At 62.3% G+C, this 19,013-nt stretch carries 16 protein-coding genes; 7 read left to right on the top strand and 9 right to left on the bottom strand.

Features of this window, described 5'->3' with window-relative positions; translation table 11 throughout:
• Window positions 1-9: 9 nt before the first annotated feature.
• Together CVS28_RS16635 and CVS28_RS16630 are read left to right on the top strand one after the other, a co-directional pair.
• Window positions 10-522: a GNAT family N-acetyltransferase gene (locus tag CVS28_RS16635; protein ID WP_103466826.1), complete on the top strand. Its 513-nt coding sequence runs from the start codon at window positions 10-12 to the stop codon at window positions 520-522.
• Window positions 519-1,811: an alpha/beta fold hydrolase gene (locus tag CVS28_RS16630; protein ID WP_103482203.1), complete on the top strand. Its 1,293-nt coding sequence runs from the start codon at window positions 519-521 to the stop codon at window positions 1,809-1,811. Before CVS28_RS16635 ends, CVS28_RS16630 begins: the two co-directional genes overlap by 4 nt.
• Before the next feature lie 34 nt (window positions 1,812-1,845).
• Here the strand turns inward: CVS28_RS16630 and uvrB are convergent, their stop codons facing one another.
• Window positions 1,846-3,924: an excinuclease ABC subunit UvrB gene (uvrB, locus tag CVS28_RS16625; protein WP_103466824.1), complete on the bottom strand. Its 2,079-nt coding sequence runs from the start codon at window positions 3,922-3,924 to the stop codon at window positions 1,846-1,848.
• Between the two features lie 149 nt (window positions 3,925-4,073).
• Here uvrB and CVS28_RS16620 point away from each other — a divergent pair, with 149 nt between their 5' ends.
• Window positions 4,074-4,418, top strand: coding sequence for a DUF4190 domain-containing protein (locus CVS28_RS16620; RefSeq protein WP_103466823.1), 345 nt, complete (start codon window positions 4,074-4,076; stop codon window positions 4,416-4,418).
• Window positions 4,419-4,482: 64 nt separating this feature from the next.
• Here CVS28_RS16620 and coaE read toward each other — a convergent pair whose 3' ends face one another.
• A complete protein-coding gene (coaE, locus tag CVS28_RS16615; protein ID WP_103482202.1) occupies window positions 4,483-5,451 on the bottom strand; it encodes a dephospho-CoA kinase in 969 nt (322 codons plus the stop codon).
• 22 nt (window positions 5,452-5,473) lie between these two features.
• Between coaE and CVS28_RS16610 the strand changes: the two genes are divergently transcribed.
• Entirely contained in the window at window positions 5,474-6,205 is a 732-nt protein-coding gene (locus tag CVS28_RS16610; protein WP_423716418.1) for an IMPACT family protein, read from the top strand.
• A 102-nt stretch (window positions 6,206-6,307) separates the two neighbouring features.
• On the opposite strand, the gene rpsA is transcribed toward CVS28_RS16610, so the two are convergent.
• Window positions 6,308-7,789, bottom strand: coding sequence for a 30S ribosomal protein S1 (gene rpsA / locus CVS28_RS16605; protein ID WP_103482200.1), 1,482 nt, complete (start codon window positions 7,787-7,789; stop codon window positions 6,308-6,310).
• 246 nt (window positions 7,790-8,035) lie between these two features.
• Here rpsA and CVS28_RS16600 point away from each other — a divergent pair, with 246 nt between their 5' ends.
• The gene (locus CVS28_RS16600) at window positions 8,036-8,794 is read left to right on the top strand and encodes an ABC transporter permease (RefSeq protein ID WP_207767546.1); all 759 of its coding nucleotides are present in this window, start codon (window positions 8,036-8,038) and stop codon (window positions 8,792-8,794) included.
• 87 nt (window positions 8,795-8,881) lie between these two features.
• Here CVS28_RS16600 and CVS28_RS16595 read toward each other — a convergent pair whose 3' ends face one another.
• The 3 genes from CVS28_RS16595 to polA all read right to left on the bottom strand — a co-directional run bounded on the left by CVS28_RS16595 (window position 8,882) and on the right by polA (window position 14,246).
• Window positions 8,882-9,874, bottom strand: coding sequence for a hypothetical protein (locus tag CVS28_RS16595; protein ID WP_103482199.1), 993 nt, complete (start codon window positions 9,872-9,874; stop codon window positions 8,882-8,884).
• Window positions 9,875-10,094: 220 nt separating this feature from the next.
• Entirely contained in the window at window positions 10,095-11,441 is a 1,347-nt protein-coding gene (locus CVS28_RS16590) for a GNAT family N-acetyltransferase (RefSeq protein WP_103482198.1), read from the bottom strand.
• Window positions 11,442-11,495: 54 nt separating this feature from the next.
• Window positions 11,496-14,246 (bottom strand): DNA polymerase I, encoded by a 2,751-nt coding sequence (gene polA, locus CVS28_RS16585; RefSeq protein ID WP_423716421.1) that lies wholly within the window; start codon window positions 14,244-14,246, stop codon window positions 11,496-11,498.
• 1 nt (window position 14,247) lies between these two features.
• Here polA and CVS28_RS16580 point away from each other — a divergent pair, with 1 nt between their 5' ends.
• Window positions 14,248-14,706 carry a hotdog fold thioesterase gene (locus CVS28_RS16580; protein WP_103466816.1) on the top strand — a complete coding sequence of 153 codons (459 nt, stop codon included), beginning with the start codon at window positions 14,248-14,250 and terminating at the stop codon, window positions 14,704-14,706.
• 80 nt (window positions 14,707-14,786) lie between these two features.
• Here CVS28_RS16580 and CVS28_RS16575 read toward each other — a convergent pair whose 3' ends face one another.
• Window positions 14,787-15,041, bottom strand: coding sequence for a hypothetical protein (locus CVS28_RS16575; protein ID WP_103466815.1), 255 nt, complete (start codon window positions 15,039-15,041; stop codon window positions 14,787-14,789).
• Window positions 15,038-16,495, bottom strand: coding sequence for an inorganic phosphate transporter (locus tag CVS28_RS16570; RefSeq protein WP_103466814.1), 1,458 nt, complete (start codon window positions 16,493-16,495; stop codon window positions 15,038-15,040). The genes CVS28_RS16575 and CVS28_RS16570 overlap by 4 nt, the downstream gene beginning before the upstream one ends.
• Before the next feature lie 268 nt (window positions 16,496-16,763).
• Here CVS28_RS16570 and CVS28_RS16565 point away from each other — a divergent pair, with 268 nt between their 5' ends.
• Complete coding sequence (locus tag CVS28_RS16565) at window positions 16,764-17,774, top strand: pirin family protein (RefSeq protein WP_103466813.1); 1,011 nt, start codon at window positions 16,764-16,766, stop codon at window positions 17,772-17,774.
• Between the two features lie 124 nt (window positions 17,775-17,898).
• Here the strand turns inward: CVS28_RS16565 and CVS28_RS16560 are convergent, their stop codons facing one another.
• Window positions 17,899-18,957 (bottom strand): LLM class flavin-dependent oxidoreductase, encoded by a 1,059-nt coding sequence (locus tag CVS28_RS16560; RefSeq protein WP_103482196.1) that lies wholly within the window; start codon window positions 18,955-18,957, stop codon window positions 17,899-17,901.
• Window positions 18,958-19,013: the final 56 nt, after the last annotated feature.

Raw genomic sequence — 19,013 nt, 5'->3', positions numbered from 1 at the left:
GCTCAATGCATGAGTTTGATACGCACAGCTGCGCCCTCCGATGTCCCCGCAATCCTTGGCATGATTCACGATCTGGCTGTTTATGAAAAAGAGCCGGATGCTGTAAAGAACACCGTGGAGATGCTGCACGCCAACCTCTTTGGCAGTAATCCGCAGATCTTTGCGCACGTGGTGGATTCCGAGACGCCCGGCGAACCCATTGTTGGCTTCGCCCTGTGGTTCCTGAACTACTCCACGTGGGAGGGCACCCTGGGCATCCACCTCGAGGATTTGTATGTGCGCCCGGGGACCCGCGGCGGCGGCCACGGCAAGGCGCTGCTGCGAACCCTGGCCCAGATTGCTGTGGAGCGCGGCTACGCCAGGGTTGAGTGGAGCGTGCTGGATTGGAATGCACCTGCCATCAACTTCTACAAGTCCCTGGGCGCGACGCCGATGGACGGCTGGCACGTCTTCCGGCTGGACGGTCCCGAATTGGACGCCTTCGGTGAGGCGCAGCTGGTGCCGGCGCAGGTGCAGGCATGACCGGCGCTGAGCCTTACTCCATCCGAGGCGTGCGCATCCGCGACCACTGGTTTACGGCACCTGTGGACCACGCCAACCCATCGGGTCCAAGCATTGAACTCTTTGCCCGGGAACTCAGTGACGACCGGGTGAAGTCGGAAGAACTGCCCTGGCTGCTGTTCCTGCAGGGCGGACCGGGCGGGCGTGGCAACAGGCCCACGGCCCTGGGTGGCTGGCTGGCCGAGGCCACCAAGCACTTCCGCGTGTTGATGCTTGACCAGCGCGGCACGGGCCTGTCCACCCCGGCTACGCGGCAAACACTCCCTTTAGTCGGAGATGTTGCCGCCCAGGCCGACTACCTGGCCCACTTCCGGGCCACGGACATCGTCGCCGATGCCGAGCTGATTCGTGCAGCGCTGGGTTCCGGGCCGTGGAGCCTGTTTGGCCAAAGCTATGGCGGCTTTTGCGCGCTGACATACCTTTCTTTCGCCCCCGACGGCGTGAAGGAAGCCCTCATCGCGGGCGGTCTGGGCCCCCTGGATGGGCCGGCCGATCAGGTATATCAGGCTACCTTTGAGCGTTTGCGCCGCCGCAACGCCGAGTACTTCGCCAAGTATCCGCAGGACCGGGCCGTAGTCACCCGGATCATGCGCCACGTGGTGGCCGTGTCCGAGTACCTGCCCACGGGCGAGCGGCTCACCCCGGAACGGGTGCAGATGCTGGGTAACTACCTGGGCGGCAACACACGCTTTGACGGCCTGCACTATCTGCTCGAGGACGCCTTCGTGCCCACGGTGGATGGGGAACGGCTCTCCGATAATTTCCTGGCCCAAGTATCCGCGCAGGTCAGCCGCGCTAGCCAGCCACTGTACGCGCTCATGCATGAGTCCATCTACGTTCAGGATGAAGCCAGTGATTGGGCCGCCGCAAGGGTTCTGGGCGAGCACCCCGACTTCCACCCGGACGTGGCTGAGCCCCTGCTCACCGGCGAAGCTGTGTACCCCTGGTACTTCGAGCAGGACCCAGCCTTGGTCCCCCTGGGCGAGCTTGCCGAGGTGCTGGCGCAGCGCATCGAGGGTTGGGGCCGGTTGTACTCCCGGGAGCAACTGTCTAACAACACCGTGCCGGTGGCGGCCGCCGTCTACACGAACGACATCTATGTGGACCGGGAAATCTCGCTGGCCACGGCTGCCTCCGTCAAGGGTTTGCAGGTCTGGGAGTCAGCCCAGTTCCACCATGACGGCATAGCCGACGACGGCGAGGGCATCTTCGCGAAGCTTCTCGCCTTGGTGCGTGGCCCGCAAGCGTAAAGGCTTTTCGCTCTCCGCCACCGGTTGCTACTGCTTAGGCGTGGCCGGCCTCGCGCATTTGGCGAAGTTCCTTCTTCAGGTCCCCCACCTCGTCACGCAAGCGGGCTGCCAGTTCAAAGTGGAGGTCGGCGGCCGCGCCGTGCATCTGCGCCGTCAACTCTTCGATGAGGCTGATCAGCTCGGCTGCGGGGCGGGAAGCGAGCCCGTCCTTGCGGACAGCCTTCTTGCCGGCCCCGGCTTTTTTGAGCCGCGCCTCCTCCAACAGGGCGGCCGTGTCGGCATCTTCACGCGCCAGCTGGTCGGTGATGTCGGCAATCTTTTTCCGCAACGGCTGCGGATCAATGCCGTGCTTGGTGTTGTAGGCGACCTGAATTTCCCGGCGCCTGTTGGTCTCGTCAATGGCGAACTGCATGGATGCCGTGACCCTGTCCGCATACATGTGGACCTCACCGGACACGTTGCGGGCGGCACGTCCAATGGTCTGGATCAATGACGTGGAGGAGCGCAGGAAGCCTTCCTTGTCCGCGTCAAGGATACTCACCAGGGACACCTCGGGCAGGTCCAAACCTTCCCGCAACAGGTTGATGCCCACCAGCACATCAAAAACACCCATCCGCAGCTCACGCAGCAACTCCACCCGGCGCAACGTGTCAACATCCGAGTGCAGATACTCAACCTTGATGCCGTTGCCCAGGAGATAGTCGGTCAAATCCTCGGACATGCGCTTGGTCAAGGTGGTGACCAGAACACGCTCGTTCTTGGCTGTACGCTTGCGGATCTCACCGAGCAGGTCATTGATCTGGTCCTGGGACGGTTTAACAATGATCTCGGGGTCAATCAGGCCCGTGGGGCGGATGATCTGCTGAACGTAGCCGTCCGACTTGCCCAGCTCATATTTGCCAGGGGTTGCCGACAGGTACACGGTCTGGCCCACGCGCTCCAGGAACTCGTCCCATTTCAGCGGCCTGTTGTCCATGGCTGAGGGCAGCCGGAATCCGTGGTCCACGAGTGTGCGCTTGCGGGACATGTCGCCCTCATACATGGCACCAATCTGCGGCACCGTTACGTGCGATTCGTCAATGACCATGAGGAAGTCGTCCGGGAAGTAGTCGATCAGACAGTGCGGGGCGCTGCCCTGTTCACGGCCGTCAATGTGCCGCGAATAGTTTTCAATGCCGTTGCAGAAGCCCATCTGCTCCATCATTTCCAGGTCATAGGTGGTTCGCATGCGCAACCGCTGGGCTTCTAGCAATTTGTTCTGGCTTTCCAGCTCCTTGGTGCGGCTGGCCAGTTCATCTTCGATCTGCTTCACGGCCCGGGCCATGCGGTCGGGGCCAGCAACATAGTGCGACGCCGGGAAAACGTACATCTCGTTTTCCTCCCGGATGATTTCTCCCGTGAGCGGATGCAGCGTGTAGATGTTCTCTACTTCGTCACCAAAGAACTCCACCCTGATGGCCTGCTCTTCATACATGGGAATGATTTCCACGGTGTCCCCGCGCACCCGGAAGGTGCCGCGGTGGAAATCAATGTCGTTGCGCGTGTACTGCATACTGACGAACTTGCGCAGCAGGTCATCACGGTTCATCTGGTCCCCTCGGGTGAGGGTAACCATGCCGGCCACATACTCCTCCGGAGTGCCCAAACCGTAGATGCAGGACACGGTGGCCACCACAATGACATCCCTGCGGGTCAACAGCGCGTTGGTGGCGGAGTGGCGCAGGCGTTCCACCTCCTCGTTGACAGAGGAATCCTTCTCGATAAAGGTGTCTGACTGCGGCACGTACGCCTCAGGCTGGTAGTAGTCGTAGTAGGAGACAAAGTACTCCACGGCGTTGTTGGGCAGCAGTTCCCTGAACTCGTTGGCCAGCTGGGCCGCAAGGGTCTTGTTTTGCACAAGAACCAAGGTGGGCCGCTGGACCTGTTCAATGAGCCACGCCGTGGTGGCCGACTTGCCCGTTCCCGTGGCACCCAGCAACACCACGTCCTTTTCACCATTGTTGATGCGTTCGGTGAGTTCCTTGATGGCGGCCGGCTGGTCCCCGGCGGGCTGGAATTCACTGATGACTTCGAAGGGGGCCACAACACGATTGATCTCTTGCGCAAGACTCATAGTCTTAACGCTACCCCTGTTGGTGGCGGTACGGGCACGTAGTGAAATAAGTCATGGGTAGGACTCCCCATGAAACATGCACGGTAATTGCCTCACCCCGTGCAAAACTATTATCAGTTAGTCACATCATTCGCCCTTGAGAGGACATCATGACGCAGAACAACCCCGAAGAAAAGAATTCCTACGGCCAGCAGCCCCAGCAGTACGGCCAGCCCGCCTACGGAACCGCACCGTATGGAGCCCCCGCCGAAGATCCGGGCAAGACCTTGGGTATCATCGGCCTGGTCCTGTGCTTTGTCTTCTCCCTGGCAGGACTGATTGTGTCCATCATCGCCAAGAAGAAGTCCACCGAGGCCGGCTTCACCAACACTCCGGCCAACGTTGGCGTCATCCTGGGCTGGATCTTCACCATCCTCGGTGTCATCGGCATCATCATCTACATCATTGCCATCATTGCCTTGGTCAACAGCGGCACCATGACCACCACGTACTAGGCACTGCATATAGACAGCGGGCCCCTTCCCAGGACGGAAGGGGCCCGCTGCGTTTAAGTCGCCCCTAGCCAGTTGTGTCATGCCTCGGGGCCTGCACCACGACAGCGAGGGTGGCTGCCCTGCCGGGATCTGCCGAAACATGCAGCGACCCTCCCCCGCTGGTCCGCCCGGACAGGGGAAATCCCGCAGCAGCCAGGGGCGCCATGGCGGCCAGCAGGTCCTCTGCAGTGCGCACCTGAACTTGCAGTTCCAAAACATCCGGGGCCGGCTGTCCCGGAACGGACGTTGCGCCTATGTGGTCAACGCTCACGGCCAGCTCTCCTACGGCCGTCTTCACCCGTGCCGCCAAGCGCGCCGCCTGGACCGGCCAGCTGGGATCGGCCGGAACATTTTGGGGCGTCAGCGGCCCGGCTGATGGCAGGCCGGCAACAAGATTCGCCACAAAGGGCAGCAGTCTGCCATGCCACAACTCATCAAGGGCAGCGATGGCCTGCTGGGGATCGCCGTCATTGGCAATGACCACGTCGGCGGCCGCCGCCCGTTCGGCGTCGCTGGCCTGCGCATCCATCCGGGCCTGCGCATCCTCCCTGGACATGCCCCTGGTGGCCATCATGCGTGCCACCCTGGTCTCGGCGGAGGCTTGGACCACCACCACCAGATGGAAAGCGGCTCCCTGCCCCGTCTCCACGAGCAGCGGGATGTCTTGGACCACGATGGCACCAGGGCCGGCTTGGTCCTTCATTGATTGCGCTGCGGCCCTGACTCGCGGGTGGATGATGGCGTTGAGCGCCTGCCGTTGGGATGGGTCGGCAAACACCAATGAGCCGAGCCTGGGCCTGTCCAGCGAACCGTCGGGCAGCAGGAAGTTCTGGCCAAACTGCGCCACCACCTGGGCCAGGCCCGGCGTGCCGGGGGCCACCACCTCACGGGCCAGCTGGTCGGCGTCAATGACCACTGCGCCCAGTTCACGGAAACGGGTTGACAGAAGCGATTTTCCGGCAGCAATGCCGCCGGTGAGTCCCAAGGAAAGCATGTCTCCACACTAGACTGAAATGGTGAGCCAAACACCCGAACCCCAGTTGGCCACTCCCGGCGCGAACAGTTACACCACCTTCGCCGCCGGCCAGGACTACCGCCACGAACTGAGCATCAAACGCTCACGGTTCATCACAGTGCTGCGCCGGGTTGAGGACGAGACCGCCGCCCGGGAACTGGTGGCCGAGCTGCGGCGGGAGTTTTACGACGCCCGGCACCATTGCAGCGCCTTTGTCATTGGCCCCGACCGTGGCGTGCAACGCTCCAACGACGACGGCGAACCCTCCGGCACCGCCGGCACCCCCATGCTGGAGGCCCTCCTGAAACGCGAGACCCGCGCCGCGTCCGAAACGGGCGCGGGCAGCGACGGTACCGCCGACCTCAGCGACGTGTGCGCCGTCGTCGTACGCTATTTTGGCGGGATCCTGCTGGGCGCCGGCGGCCTGGTCCGCGCCTACTCCGAATCCGTGAGCTCTGCCATCAACGCCGCGCCCCTGGTGCGGCGCAACAGACTGCGGCTGTTTACGGTGGCGGTTCCCCACGCGCAGGCGGGCCGCCTGGAGAATGATCTACGCAGCTCCGGGTACGTCATGACGGGCAATACGTACGACGCCGAGAACACTCACGTGGGGCTGGCCATGGCCGACGACACGGACGTTATTGTCGCCGCCGTTGAACGATTGGCCGCGCTCACCGCTGGCAGCGCCCGTTTGAGTGTTGTTGGCACTGACTGGGTGGACTCGCCTCGCTAAGCCGAGCCCGTTGCTGGATTGCCGACACAGCAAAAGGCGGGCCCCCACCAAAGTGGGGACCCGCCTTTTATTCACCTAAGCGAGTGAAATGCTTAGCGGAAATTAGTTTCCGGTCAGCTTTTCGCGCAGTGCGGCGAGGGCTTCATCAGAAGCCAAGGTGCCGGCACCGGCGTCGGTTGCAGCAGGCTCGGAGGAGTAGGAAGTCCCTGCGGACTCGCCACCTTCACCGGCGCCATCGGCAGCTGCATCTTCTGCGGCGTGCTCAGCAACCTGCTTCTTGTGTGCTTCCCAGCGAGTCTGGGCGTCAGCGTACTGCTGCTCCCAAACGGCGCGCTGGGACTCGTAGCCTTCAAGCCACTCGTTGGACTCGGAATCGAAGCCCTCCGGGTACTTGTAGTTGCCCTCTTCGTCGTACTCAGCAACCATGCCGTAGAGTGCGGGGTCGAACTCGGTGGAGTCGACGTCAACACCCTCGTTGGCCTGCTTGAGGGACAGTGAGATGCGGCGGCGTTCCAGGTCGATGTCGATGACCTTGACGAACAGCTCGTCACCAACGGAGACAACCTGCTCGGCCAGCTCAACGTGGCGAACTGCCAGCTCGGAGATGTGAACCAAGCCTTCGATGCCGTCTTCAACGCGAACGAACGCGCCGAACGGAACCAGCTTGGTGACCTTACCCGGTACAACCTGCCCGAGGGCGTGGGTGCGGGCGAAGGTCTGCCACGGGTCTTCCTGCGTAGCCTTGAGCGAGAGCGAAACACGCTCGCGGTCCAGATCCACTTCGAGAACCTCGACGGTGACTTCCTGGCCAACTTCGACAACCTCGGACGGGTGGTCGATGTGCTTCCAGGACAGCTCGGAAACGTGGACGAGACCGTCTACGCCGCCAAGGTCCACGAATGCACCGAAGTTGACGATGGAGGAAACAACGCCGGGACGAACCTGGCCCTTTTCCAGCTTGTTGAGGAACGTGGAGCGAACCTCGGACTGGGTCTGCTCGAGCCAGGCACGGCGGGACAGAACAACGTTGTTGCGGTTCTTGTCCAGCTCGATGATCTTGGCTTCGATCTGCTGACCGATGTAGGGAGCCAGGTCGCGCACACGGCGCATCTCGACCAGCGATGCGGGCAAGAAGCCGCGCAGGCCGATGTCGAGGATAAGACCACCCTTGACCACCTCGATGACGGTACCGGTAACGACACCATCTTCTTCCTTGACCTTCTCGATGTCGCCCCAGGCGCGCTCGTACTGTGCGCGCTTCTTGGAGAGAATCAGACGGCCTTCTTTGTCTTCCTTCGTGAGGACCAAAGCTTCAACCTGATCGCCAACGGAGACAACGTCTCCGGGATCAACGTCGTGCTTGATGGAAAGCTCGCGGGAGGGGATGACGCCTTCGGTCTTGTAACCGATGTCGAGCAGAACTTCGTCGCGATCAACCTTAACAACGATACCTTCGACGAGGTCTCCGTCGTTGAAGTACTTGATGGTTGCATCTACTGCGGCGAGGAATTCTTCAGCAGTACCAATGTCGTTGATGGCAACAACGGGAGTGGTACTAGTCTTCTCGGGGGTCGTGATGGTCATGTAGTAGGGGCTCCGATGTGGATAGTTGGTTTCGCCGAACCCTAGCAAATGCACGCATGGGGCGCCTCTTGCTGGACAGGGTCCGGAATTATTATGGTTGCAGGGGTTCCTGCGGATAATTCATGCACATCATGAGTAATTTCTTTGCGGTTGTAACCACTCGAATCCACGCATGACATGCCCATTTAGTCTAGTTGCTTGGGCCATGGAGCGCAAAACCCGTGTTCGACGGCGATAATTGCGTTTGTGGACAATTCAACCCTTTTGCGGCTGGGCCCCAGCACGTGGGTTCTGTTGGCGGTTTTCCTGCTTCTAGCCGCGGTTCTTTGGCGCACGGCGCTGGACCGCTCCCCCGCCCAGATGCTCGTTGCCGGCGTTCGGGCCCTGGTTCAGCTGGCTGCCGTGGCACTGGTGATCGCGTGGTTATCCAACGCGGGTGCGTGGGCTTTTGCGTTCGTTGCCCTCATGTTTCTCGTTGCTGTCTGGACTTCGGGGCGGCGGGTTGCTGCCGACGGGCGGTGGTGGATGGCCGCGATTCCCTTGGCAGTAGGGGTGATTCCACCGGCGGCGCTGATGTTTGCCGTTGGCGTGCTGCCGTTCAATGCGCTGGCCATCATTGCCATCCTGGGCCAACAAATTGGCGGTGCCATGTCCACGGTGACCCTCAGTGGGCGGCGGATCCGTGACGAACTGGTCCTTCGGCACGGTGAGGTGGAGGCGGCCGTTGCGCTGGGTTTCGAGTGGCACGCGGCCCGTGCCCTGGTGGCCAAACCAGTCGCCGGAGAGGCTGTGTTGCCCAGTTTGGACCAAACCCGGACGGCAGGGCTTGTCACGTTGCCGGGTGCTTTTGTGGGCATGATCATAGGCGGCGCCACTCCCCTGGACGCCGGCCTCATCCAATTGCTGGTCCTGGTCTCCCTGCTCCTGGTCACTTCCAGTGCAGCGGCCGCCACATTGTGGCTGGGCTGCCGGGGCGCCTGGACCCGGCCGGCCCGATCTCACTGACGGTTTATATCTGCGGTTTCCCGGCTTGTCGGCGTTGCAGCGGCTTGTCAGCGGTTCGGGAACCGCCGACAAGCTGCCCGGGCGCATTTATGCGAAGAATGTTGTCCGGCGGGCCGGCAATGTGGCGCCCGCACGGAGCAATGCAGCCCGAATTCTTGCTTCCAGGGCTGCGGGATCATTCAAATCGGACCAACTAATGCGAATAAAGCTCCAGCCCAGTTCCATGAGGTCCTTTTCGCGCTGGCGCTCCAGGGCAATCGCCTCGGCGGTGGGCCGGTAGTCGAAATACTTGCCCCAGCCGTCAAACTCCAGGATCAACCGGAACTCCCGCCACGCAAAATCCGCCCGGTGCACCCCATGCCGGGTGGTGATGGTGACTTGCAGTTCCGGCATGGGCAATTTTGTGGCGGCCAGGAACACCCGCATGCGGGACTCCCCTGCCGATTCACTGAGTGGATCCAAGAAGTCAAGTGTCCGTTTGGCCCGGGCCGAGCCCCGCTTGACCTCACTGGCCTCAAGGAGCCGCTGCAAGTCAGGAATCAAGAGGCCCTTCCTGACCGCATGGTCACCGATGATGACAGCGTGCTCGAGGCGGAACAGACGTGCGCAATCGAGGACGGTTTGGGCCATGGATGTCACGGGGACTTGAACAGGCCCGATTCGCTTCATGACCACGTGCCCGGCATCGAGCGCCTGCTGGTGCACGGAAGTACGGGCCCCGCCGTTTGCATGGCCGGGGGTTTGTCCATGGGTGACATGGACAGTGGCTCCACAACCCCATGTCCGTAGACCGTGAAGCCGGGCGGCGCTCGAATGGCTGTATACACCACTGCTGAGTGACGCCAGTACGTGTGCAATGAGTGCAACATCGTCCCGCGCCCACGGTGTCAAGTTCCACCATTCGGTGCCTTGGACGTAGGCGCCCCGGTGGAGACGGACAACAAGCTGCCGGGCAACAGCTGCCGTCAAAACCTTGTGTGTCAGACCCGCCGCTTCCAACATCCTGTTGGTTGCCACGCCACGAACAGCCTTAGCCGGCCACCGTGAGGCCACCATGTGTGCAAGTTGATTGTTGTCCATGCCCCATCGTTGCGCGGTCCGGGCGGTATTGCGCGGGTGAAAACAGGGATTGTGGACAACTTCCGGCCCTAGGAGCCGTGTGGGGGAAAGAATAGTGCACACTGTCCGGTGGCTCACTTCACTGCAACTGCGGCTGGGCGGCTTGTGGGCGGTTTGCGAACCGCCCACAAGCCGCCGAACCGCAGGCAAGCCGCTAGGGCGCAGCAATGTTTCTGGGTGGCTAGAAGCTGGTCATGCAGTGGGCGGATTCCGGCGCCGCGAACAAGGCGTCGAAGACCGCCACGGAACCGCTTTGCATTTCCCGCACACGGCCGGCGGCCAACAACACCCTGGCGGTTACGCCGCCCAGATACAGGCTGGACAGTTCACTGACGCCCATGCTGAGCTCCGCTTCCACGGATCCGTCCTCGGGGCAGCGGGTCACGGTGGCTTTCCCATGGACAACCTCTATGCGGAAGATCCCGGAGGCATGGCCCAGGGGATCACCAACATGGATCACCAGGGAGCCGTCACTGGCGTATTCACGGGCGGCCAAGGAGCCGGGGGTGTCCAGGATGCGCAACCAAAGATGGTCCTCGGTGGCCGTGCGCTTGTAGTGGCGCTTGGCTGCAATGGCCCATTCCAGCGGATCCACCACGGGGGCCATGTCCCAGGTGATGACGTCAATGAGGTCCAGCGAACCCAGGTAGTTCCACAGGGCCAAATAAGCTGCATCCGTGACGGCGAGGAGGTCAACAATCTCAACGGCCGAGCGGTTCTTGTCGTCGCTGGGCTTGTAGGTGACGTAGCCATCCACCGCCCCGCTGGCATCATAGTGGAGCGCCGCACGAACATTCTTCAGCGGCTCGACGGCGCCGTAATTTCCCAGCCCTGTGGCGGCCAGCCGGTACATGTCGTGGCGGCCAATGGAGCCGTAGGACGTGGCATGGACGCGTTCAAAGATCTCATTGTGCAGGTCCCGCACGGTGCCCACGGGAGCTATTTCCACCACGCCAACCGACGCCGCGGCAGGCACAAGGAAGTCCAACCCGCCCTTGACGGTCACCTCGATGGTGCTGGTGTGGGTTGCCACACCGAAGCCGAACCGCCCGTAAATGGTGGCTTCCGACGCCGTCAGCGCAGCCATGGGGATGCCCGCGGCTTTCGCCTGGGCAAGGTCGGAGTCCATCATGGCCCGCAAGAGACCACGACGGCGGTGGCTGGGGCGCACTGTCACGGCAGTGATCTGGTGGACAGGCATTAGCGTCCCGGCACCCACGTTCAGGTTCTTGCGATGGTACGCATAGGTGGATACGGGGTACTGCGCATCCCACGCACCCACCGGCGCCTGGGCATCGCTCAAGTAGGCGCCGGTGACCATCCGGCCATCGACTTCCTCGCAAGCAATGTAGAACGCCAGCGCATCCTCGGTCATGGCGTCGCCGTGGAATCCCAGCGCAACAGCCTCGGCCCACTTGCTCAGTTCCGGGGAGATCTTTCCGTCAACACGGCGCACCGGAAAAGTGCGCAGCTCATAGGGGAATGACCGGGTTGCCCGGCTGATGGCGGGTTCATAACTCTGTGGCACGGCGATACCTTTCGTAAACGAACAACGGCTGTGTGGGGCCCCTCGGGCGTGTGGTTAGTGCCCGGCGTCGTTCCAGCTGGCGCCCAGGCCCAGCTGGACTTCCAGCGGAACCAGCAGATCCGCTGCGGATCCCATCTGCTCCACGACCAGGGCCTTGACGGTCTCCAGTTCCCCGGGCCAGATTTCCAGGATCAATTCATCGTGGACCTGCAGCAGCATGCGGGATTTGAGGTCCTGGCGCTGCAGCTCTCCCGCCACACCCAGCATGGCGTGCTTGATGATGTCTGCCGCGGATCCCTGAATGGGTGAGTTCAAGGCGATGCGTTCGGCCAGCTCGCGCAGCTGGCGGTCGGCGCTGGAGAGATCGGGCAGGTAGCGGCGACGGCCCTCGATGGTGGAGGTGTAGCCGTCAACGCGGGCTTGCTCCACTACGCCGCGGAGGTAATCGCGAACCCCTCCGAACCTGTCAAAGTAGTCCTTGACCAGTGTCCGGGCTTCATCCACGGAGATTTCCAGCTGCTTGGACAGGCCAAAGCTGGTCAGTCCATAAGCCAGGCCGTAGGACATGGCCTTGACCTTGGAACGCATGGCGGAGGTGACGTCCGCAGGTGCCACACCAAACACGTGGGAGCCCACGTAGCGGTGCAGATCCTCGCCCTCGGCATAGGCCTGGATGAGTCCGGCGTCGCCGGAGAGGTGGGCCATGATGCGCATTTCAATCTGGGAGTAGTCGGCGGCGAGCAGGCATTCGTAGCCTTCGCTGACAACAAAGATGTCCCGGACGCGGCGCCCCTCTTCGGTCCTGACGGGGATGTTCTGCAGATTGGGGTTGTTGGAGGACAAACGGCCCGTGGCTGCCACGTTTTGTGCGTAGGTGGTGTGGATGCGGCCGTCCTCGGCCACCGACTTCTTCAGTGTCTCCACCATTTGCTTCAGCTTGGACGCTTCACGGTGCGCCATGAGCTGGGCCAGGAACTCATGACCGGTTTTCTCCAGCAATGCCTTCAGGGAGGCGGCGTCGGTGGTGTAGCCGGTCTTGATCTTCTTGGTCTTGGGCAGACCCAGTTCCTCAAACAAGACTTCCTGGAGCTGCTTGGGCGAGCCAAGGTTCACCTCGTGGCCGATGGCTGCAAAGGCGGCTGCCTGGGCGGCGTTCATGGCTGCCGTGAAATCGGCCAGCAGGACTGCAAGACGTTCCTGCGAAATGGCAATGCCCGTCAGTTCCATCTGTGCCAACACAGCTGCAAGCGGCAGCTCCAACTCGCGCAACAGCACCGCAGCGCCACGCTCAACCAGCAGCGGGGCAAAGTGCTCACTGAGCAGCAGCGCCACGTAGCCGCGCTGTACGGCATCAGCGAAGGAAGTGTCCTCGCTCAAACCCAAATCAAGCTGGCCGCTGGACTCCTGCACGCTGTCTTCGAAGCCGACCTTCAGGTGGACCTTGCTTAGTTCAGCCAGTTCGTAGCTGCGGCGATCGGGCTGGATCAGGTAGCCGGACAAGGAGGTGTCGTCCTGGACTCCAGCCAGGGACAAGCCACGCACGGACAACGCCTTCAGGGCTTCCTTGTACTCGTGGACAACCTTCGTGGCGTCGGAAGCGAGCCAGCTAGCCAACGCCGATTCCAGCGCTTCGTCGGCCGTGCGCAAATCCACCACAACAGCAGAATCCGCACGGACCAGCGCCACGCCGACCGCCTCGTGCGCCAGGCCCAGCTTTTCGCTCAACACATCCACGGCGCATACGCCGTCAACGGCAAGCCACGCCTGCAGCGCTGCGGCCTCGGTGACAACACGGTGGGCGGGCACCTGGTGGGCCTCACCGGCGTCGTCCGTCTCAGCCTCCCCAAAGAGGTCAAACAGGCGTTTGCGCAGCTGGTTGAATTCCAGCGAGTCGAACAATTCCTCCACGGCGTCCCGATCCGGGGCTTGCAGCAGGGTCTGCTCCAGCGGAACGGGCAGCTCCATGTCACGCAGCAGGTGGTTCAGGCGGCGGTTGCGCTTGACGTCATCCACGTGCGCCCGCAGGGACTCGCCCACCTTGCCGCCAATGGCGTCCAGGTTCTCCAGGATGCCCTCGAGTCCGCCGTACTGGTTGATCCACTTGGCGGCCGTCTTGGGCCCGACGCCGGGTACCCCGGGAAGGTTGTCCGCTGTTTCACCCACCAGGGCCGCAAGGTCGGAGTACCTGTTGGGTGGCACAAAGTACTTGGCCTCCACGGATGCGGCATCCATGGGCGGAATCGCGGAGATGCCCTTGGTGGGGTACAGCACCGAAACTTTGTCGGTGATGAGTTGGAAGGCGTCGCGGTCACCGGAAACCACCAGCACGTCCCAGCCGGCGGCCTCGCCCTGGGCGGCCAGCGTGGCGATGATGTCATCGGCTTCGAAGCCGTCCACTGAAATGGTGGGAATGTTCATGGCGGCCATGACCTTGATGATCAAATCAATCTGGCCGTAGAACTCCTCGGGCGTCTTGTTACGCCCGGCCTTGTACTCGGTGTACTCCAAGGACCGGAAAGTGGGCGTGTCCAAATCGAAGGCCACCACCACGTGGGAGGGCTTACGCTCCTTGATCATGGTCAGCAGCATCGCCGTGAACCCGTGGACGGCGTTGGTGTGCTGGCCCGCTTGCGTAACAAACTTGTCCACTGGCATGGCGTAAAAAGCCCTGAAAGCCATGGAGTGGCCGTCAATGACCAAAAGTCGCGGCGTTGCGTCTTCCGACAGTCCGGATTCGGGGGTGGTTGGTGCGTTGGACTGGGGGGCCGTTTTGGCAGATTCACTCACAAGTGCCAGCCTAGTCATCATGAGCGAAAATTTCACACCGCATCTCCTGGCCGATGAACTATTGGCTGCAGGGGTTCCCCAAGAAATCCACCCGATGCTGGGCCGCCATGGCGTGGGGTCGCTGGTGGTGAAGATGGGCATTGTGTTCACCCACATGTCCGTGGAGTCCATGGTAGCCACCATGCCAGTGGACGGCAACACACAAGTCACGGGGTTGTTGCACGGCGGCGCGCACGTGGTTTTGGCCGAGACGCTGGGCTCCTTCGCCGCAGCTTTCCATGCCGGACCGGGCAGCAAGGTGGTGGGTATTGAGATCAATGCCACACACCACAGGGGCGTCGCCGCGGGCCTGGTCACGGGCACAGCCACACCGATTCACCTGGGCCGCACGCTGGCCACCCACGAGGTGGTCATGACCGATGAGCAGGGCCGCCGGCTCTCCACCTGCCGCATCACCAACATGATTTTGGCCCGATAACCGTTAACCGTACGACGCCGGCCACGTACCCTCCGCTGTGTGCGAAAGGTACGTGGCCGGCGTCGTACGTTAGACGTTTCTTAGAACAAGTGCTCCAGCATGGCGAAGAACGGCTCGTTCAGGTGCGGCACGATCAAGATGATGGCCAGCACAACAGCCACGACGCAAAAACCGAAGCACACGTAGGAGCCCCATTTGGCGGTCTGGTTGACGTGCTCGGCGTCGTCGCTGCTCACAGCCGTCAGCCGCACGCCCAGTGAGTACATGACAACCACGAACCCGGCACCCACCAAGGTGGTTAGGGCCACCGTCAAAAATCCGAACCAGTCGATCATGGCATCTCCTTCGTGGCGGCAGTCTCATCGTCAACCCCGGGAACGTCAGTATCCCCGGGAGCCGGCGGAGCCTTCACCTTGGGCTTGGGAGCGGCAGCCGACTTGACCCGGGCCTTGGGCGGCTCGGCGGCCTTGGTCATGGCCTTCAGGACGGCTGTGTCGGCCTTGTCCAGTGCGGTCTGGGCCGTGGCACGAATCGCAGCAGCCTCGGCGGCACGCTTGGCGGCCTTCTCTGCGGTTTTTTCCGCGGCACGGGCCTTGGCGGCCAGACGCTCACGTTCCTTCCTGCTGGGAATGTGCAGGGCCTCGCCCACAGCATCCACGTCGCTGATCGCATTGCTGTGGTCAACGGTTTCGCGCTGGGAAACGATGAACATGAAGATGATGGCGCTCAGCCCCAGTACGGCAACAATGACAATGCCAACGGTGCCGGTGCGGATCAGCAGGGCAGCCAAGCCGCCCACCAAGGCCGCAGAGGGGAGCGTCAACAGCCACGTGATGCCGATCTTGCCAATGGCGCCCCAGCGGACAGTTGCGCCCTTGCGGCCCAGGCCCGAACCAATCACGGAGCCGGAGGCTACATGCGTGGTGGAGAGCGCGAAGCCCAAGTGGCTGGAGGCCAAAATTGCGGCTGCCGTGCTGGTTTCGGCCGCGAAGCCCTGTGCGGGCTTGACGTCTGTCAGACCGGATCCCAGGGTGCGGATGATGCGCCAACCGCCGGCATAAGTACCGGCTGCGATGGCAATGGCACAGGTGGCAATGACCCAGAAGTGCGGACCGGTGCCAGCCTGCTGGAGGCCCGAAGCAACCAGAACCAAGGTGATGACACCCATGGTCTTCTGGGCGTCGTTGGTGCCGTGGGCCAAAGCAACCAGCGAGGAGCTGAAGACCTGGCCGCGGCGGAAACCGCCGCGCTTCTGGGTGAGTTTGTCACCGGAATCCGGGTCTGAACGCTTGGTGATGGAGTAGGCCATCTTGGTGCACAGGAAGGCCACCAGACCGGCGATGGCGGGGGCCAGCAGTGCTGGCAGCAGCACCTTGGAAACAACCACCATGAAGTTCACTGCGCCGAATGACCAGGTGCCCACAATGGCTGCACCAATCAAACCGCCGAACAGGGCATGTGAGGAGCTGGAAGGGAGGCCAAGAAGCCACGTGAACAGATTCCACAGCACAGCACCCATCAAGCCGGCAAAGATCATCTCGGGGGTGATCGCAACGCCGTTGGGCCCGCCCTCATTGATGATGCCGCCGGAGATGGTCTTAGCTACTTCCGTGGAGAGAAACGCACCCACAAGGTTAAGAATCGCGGCCAGTGCCACGGCTGTCTTGGGCTTGATGGCGCCTGTGGCAATGGGTGTAGCCATCGCGTTGGCGGTGTCATGAAAGCCGTTCGTAAAATCAAAGAAAAGGGCTAGTGCTATGACAAGCACAACCATGAAGGTGAGATCCACCCGCGGTCCAATCTAAAGAGGGCAATTGTGGACTGAAAAAGTCTAAGGGAAACAACTGCACAAGTCTGCTGCAGCGCACAAGGCATCCCAGTGAAATATTTAGACAACTTTACGAGTCTACGATGATTTAGCTCGAGCCTACATTCCTTTTCTGTGCCGCACTTATGCGTCGCAGGACAATTTCTCCGTGCGTTCCCTTGGCCAAGCACTAGGCTTGTGGCATTGAGTGCCCGCTTGCTCACTAGTCGCTGCAGTATGAAGGAGTCCCATGAGCAACTTGGAAGCGGCACCGCCGGAACTGACCTGCCCCAGCATTCCCGGCACCATGGAGGTTCTAAAACCCCGTGAAGTACCCCTTGGTGGCCCCCGCGCCATGCCAGTGAGGCGGACACTGCCCCAGCGGGAGCGTTCCCTCATCGGCGCCTGGTGCTTCCTGGATCACTACGGCCCGGACAATGTCGCCGCCACGGGGGGCATGGCCGTGCCGCCTCATCCGCACACCGGATTGCAAACAGTCAGCTGGCTGTTCACCGGCGAAATTGAGCACGCCGATAGTGCTGGATATCACGCCATGGTCAGGCCCGGTGAGCTGAATCTGATGACGGCCGGGCGGGGCATCAGCCACTCCGAATACTCCACACCGGCCACCACCCTCCTGCACGGAGCACAACTGTGGGTGGCATTGCCCGAGCATGCCCGTTTCACGGATCCCGGTTTTGAACACTACGCCCCCGAGGCATTGGCACTGCCCGGGGCCGAGCTGCGGGTCTTCCTGGGCGAGTTGGCTGGGCAAGCCTCCCCCGTTGTGACCTTCACGCCGCTGCTGGGCGCAGAAATCCTGCTCGACGCCGGTGCCACCCTCACACTGGCGGTGCGGGAAGACTTTGAGCACGGCATTCTGGTGGATCAGGGGGCCGTGCGCGTTTCTGGAACGCCCTTGTCCTACGCCGAGCTGGGCTATGTGGGTCCGGGGCATGCGACGCTGACCCTGGTGGCGGGGTCAGATCCGGTGCGCCTGCTGCTCATTGGCGGGACGCCGTTGGGTGAGTCCATTGTGATGTGGTGGAATTTTGTGGGCCGCACACACGAGGAGATTCTCGCGTTCAGGCGCGCGTGGCAGGGCGAAATCGGCGCCGAAACGGGTGGCCAGGATGGCACGGGCACTGACGCGGGCGACGCCGAACCCCGCTTTGGCCTTCCGGCCCACCCCACGGACGCTCCCCTGCCCGCGCCGGTGCTGCCTGCCGTCCGGCTCCGGCCCCGCAGCAATCCACGCTAAGGCAGGGACCGCCCCTTGGCGCGACTGACCAGCCGGTCAGTGCGTAGATAACGCCCTCAAAAAGCATCTTGAGGGCGTTATCTGCACACTCACGGCAGCAGGAGTCGACAAGTCCGCGGCGGGTTTAGCCCTGGCGGAGGTTCTCACGCACCATGGGGGCCACCTTCGTGGCATAGAGTTCAATGCTCTTCATCATGGCCTGGTGCGGCAGGGTGCCGTGGCTGTATTTCATATCAAAGCGCGACAGGCCCAGCGACTTGGCCACGGTGGTGATCTTGGTGGCCACCGTTTCCGGCGAGCCCACCATCAGGGCGCCGCGCGGACCGGCGGTGGCCTCAAACTCCGCGCGGGTGATGGGCGGCCAGCCGCGGTCACGGCCAATGCGGTTGTGCATGCCTTCGTAGTGCGGCCACAGTTCGTCCTTGGCCTGCTGGTCGGTGTCGGCGATGTGGCCCGGCGAATGCACGCCGATGGGCTGCTCCGGCTGGCCAAATTCCTTCAGTGCCCGGTGGTAGAGCTCCGCGAACGGTGTAAACTGCTGCGGTTCACCGCCAATGATGGCCAGCATCAGGGGCATGCCGTAGTGGGCTGCCCGGACCACCGATTGCGGGCTGCCACCCACGGCAACCCAGGACTTCAAGGTTCCCGACTCGGTGTGCGGGTACACCATCTGTTCAGTGAGGGCCGGGCGGGTGTTGCCGCTCCAGTTCACGGGACCCTGCTGGCGCAGTTCATTGAACAGTTCAAGCTTCTCTTCAAAGAGTTCCTCATAGTTGGCCAGGTCGAAGCCAAAGAGCGGGAACGATTCCGTGAAGGAACCACGGCCCAAGATGACCTCCGCGCGGCCGTTGGATACGGCGTCGAGCGTGGAAAAGCGCTGGAACACACGGATCGGATCGTCCGAGCTGAGAACCGTCACGGCCGAGCCCAGGCGAATCCGCTCAGTCTTGCCGGCGATGGCGGCCAGCACCATGTCCGGGGCGGAGACAGCAAAGTCGTCCCGATGGTGCTCGCCCACGCCAAAGTAGTCCAGGCCCAGCTTGTCGGCCAGCACGGCCTGCTCGACGACGTCGCGAATCACGTGCGCTGCCTGCTTGGGTGCGCCGTGCTCATCAACCGTGATGTCACCGAAAGTGTCCAGGCCCAGCTCAATAGTGCCGTTTGCCACGGGAATACCGTCCATTTCTGTCGAAATACGCGGGGCATCCAGCGCCCCGGCAATGAATATGCGTTTGCATC

It is taken from the genome of Arthrobacter glacialis, assembly GCF_002909415.1.
Taxonomy (GTDB): domain Bacteria; phylum Actinomycetota; class Actinomycetes; order Actinomycetales; family Micrococcaceae; genus Specibacter; species Specibacter glacialis.
This window is presented reverse-complemented; position numbering and strand designations above follow the sequence as displayed.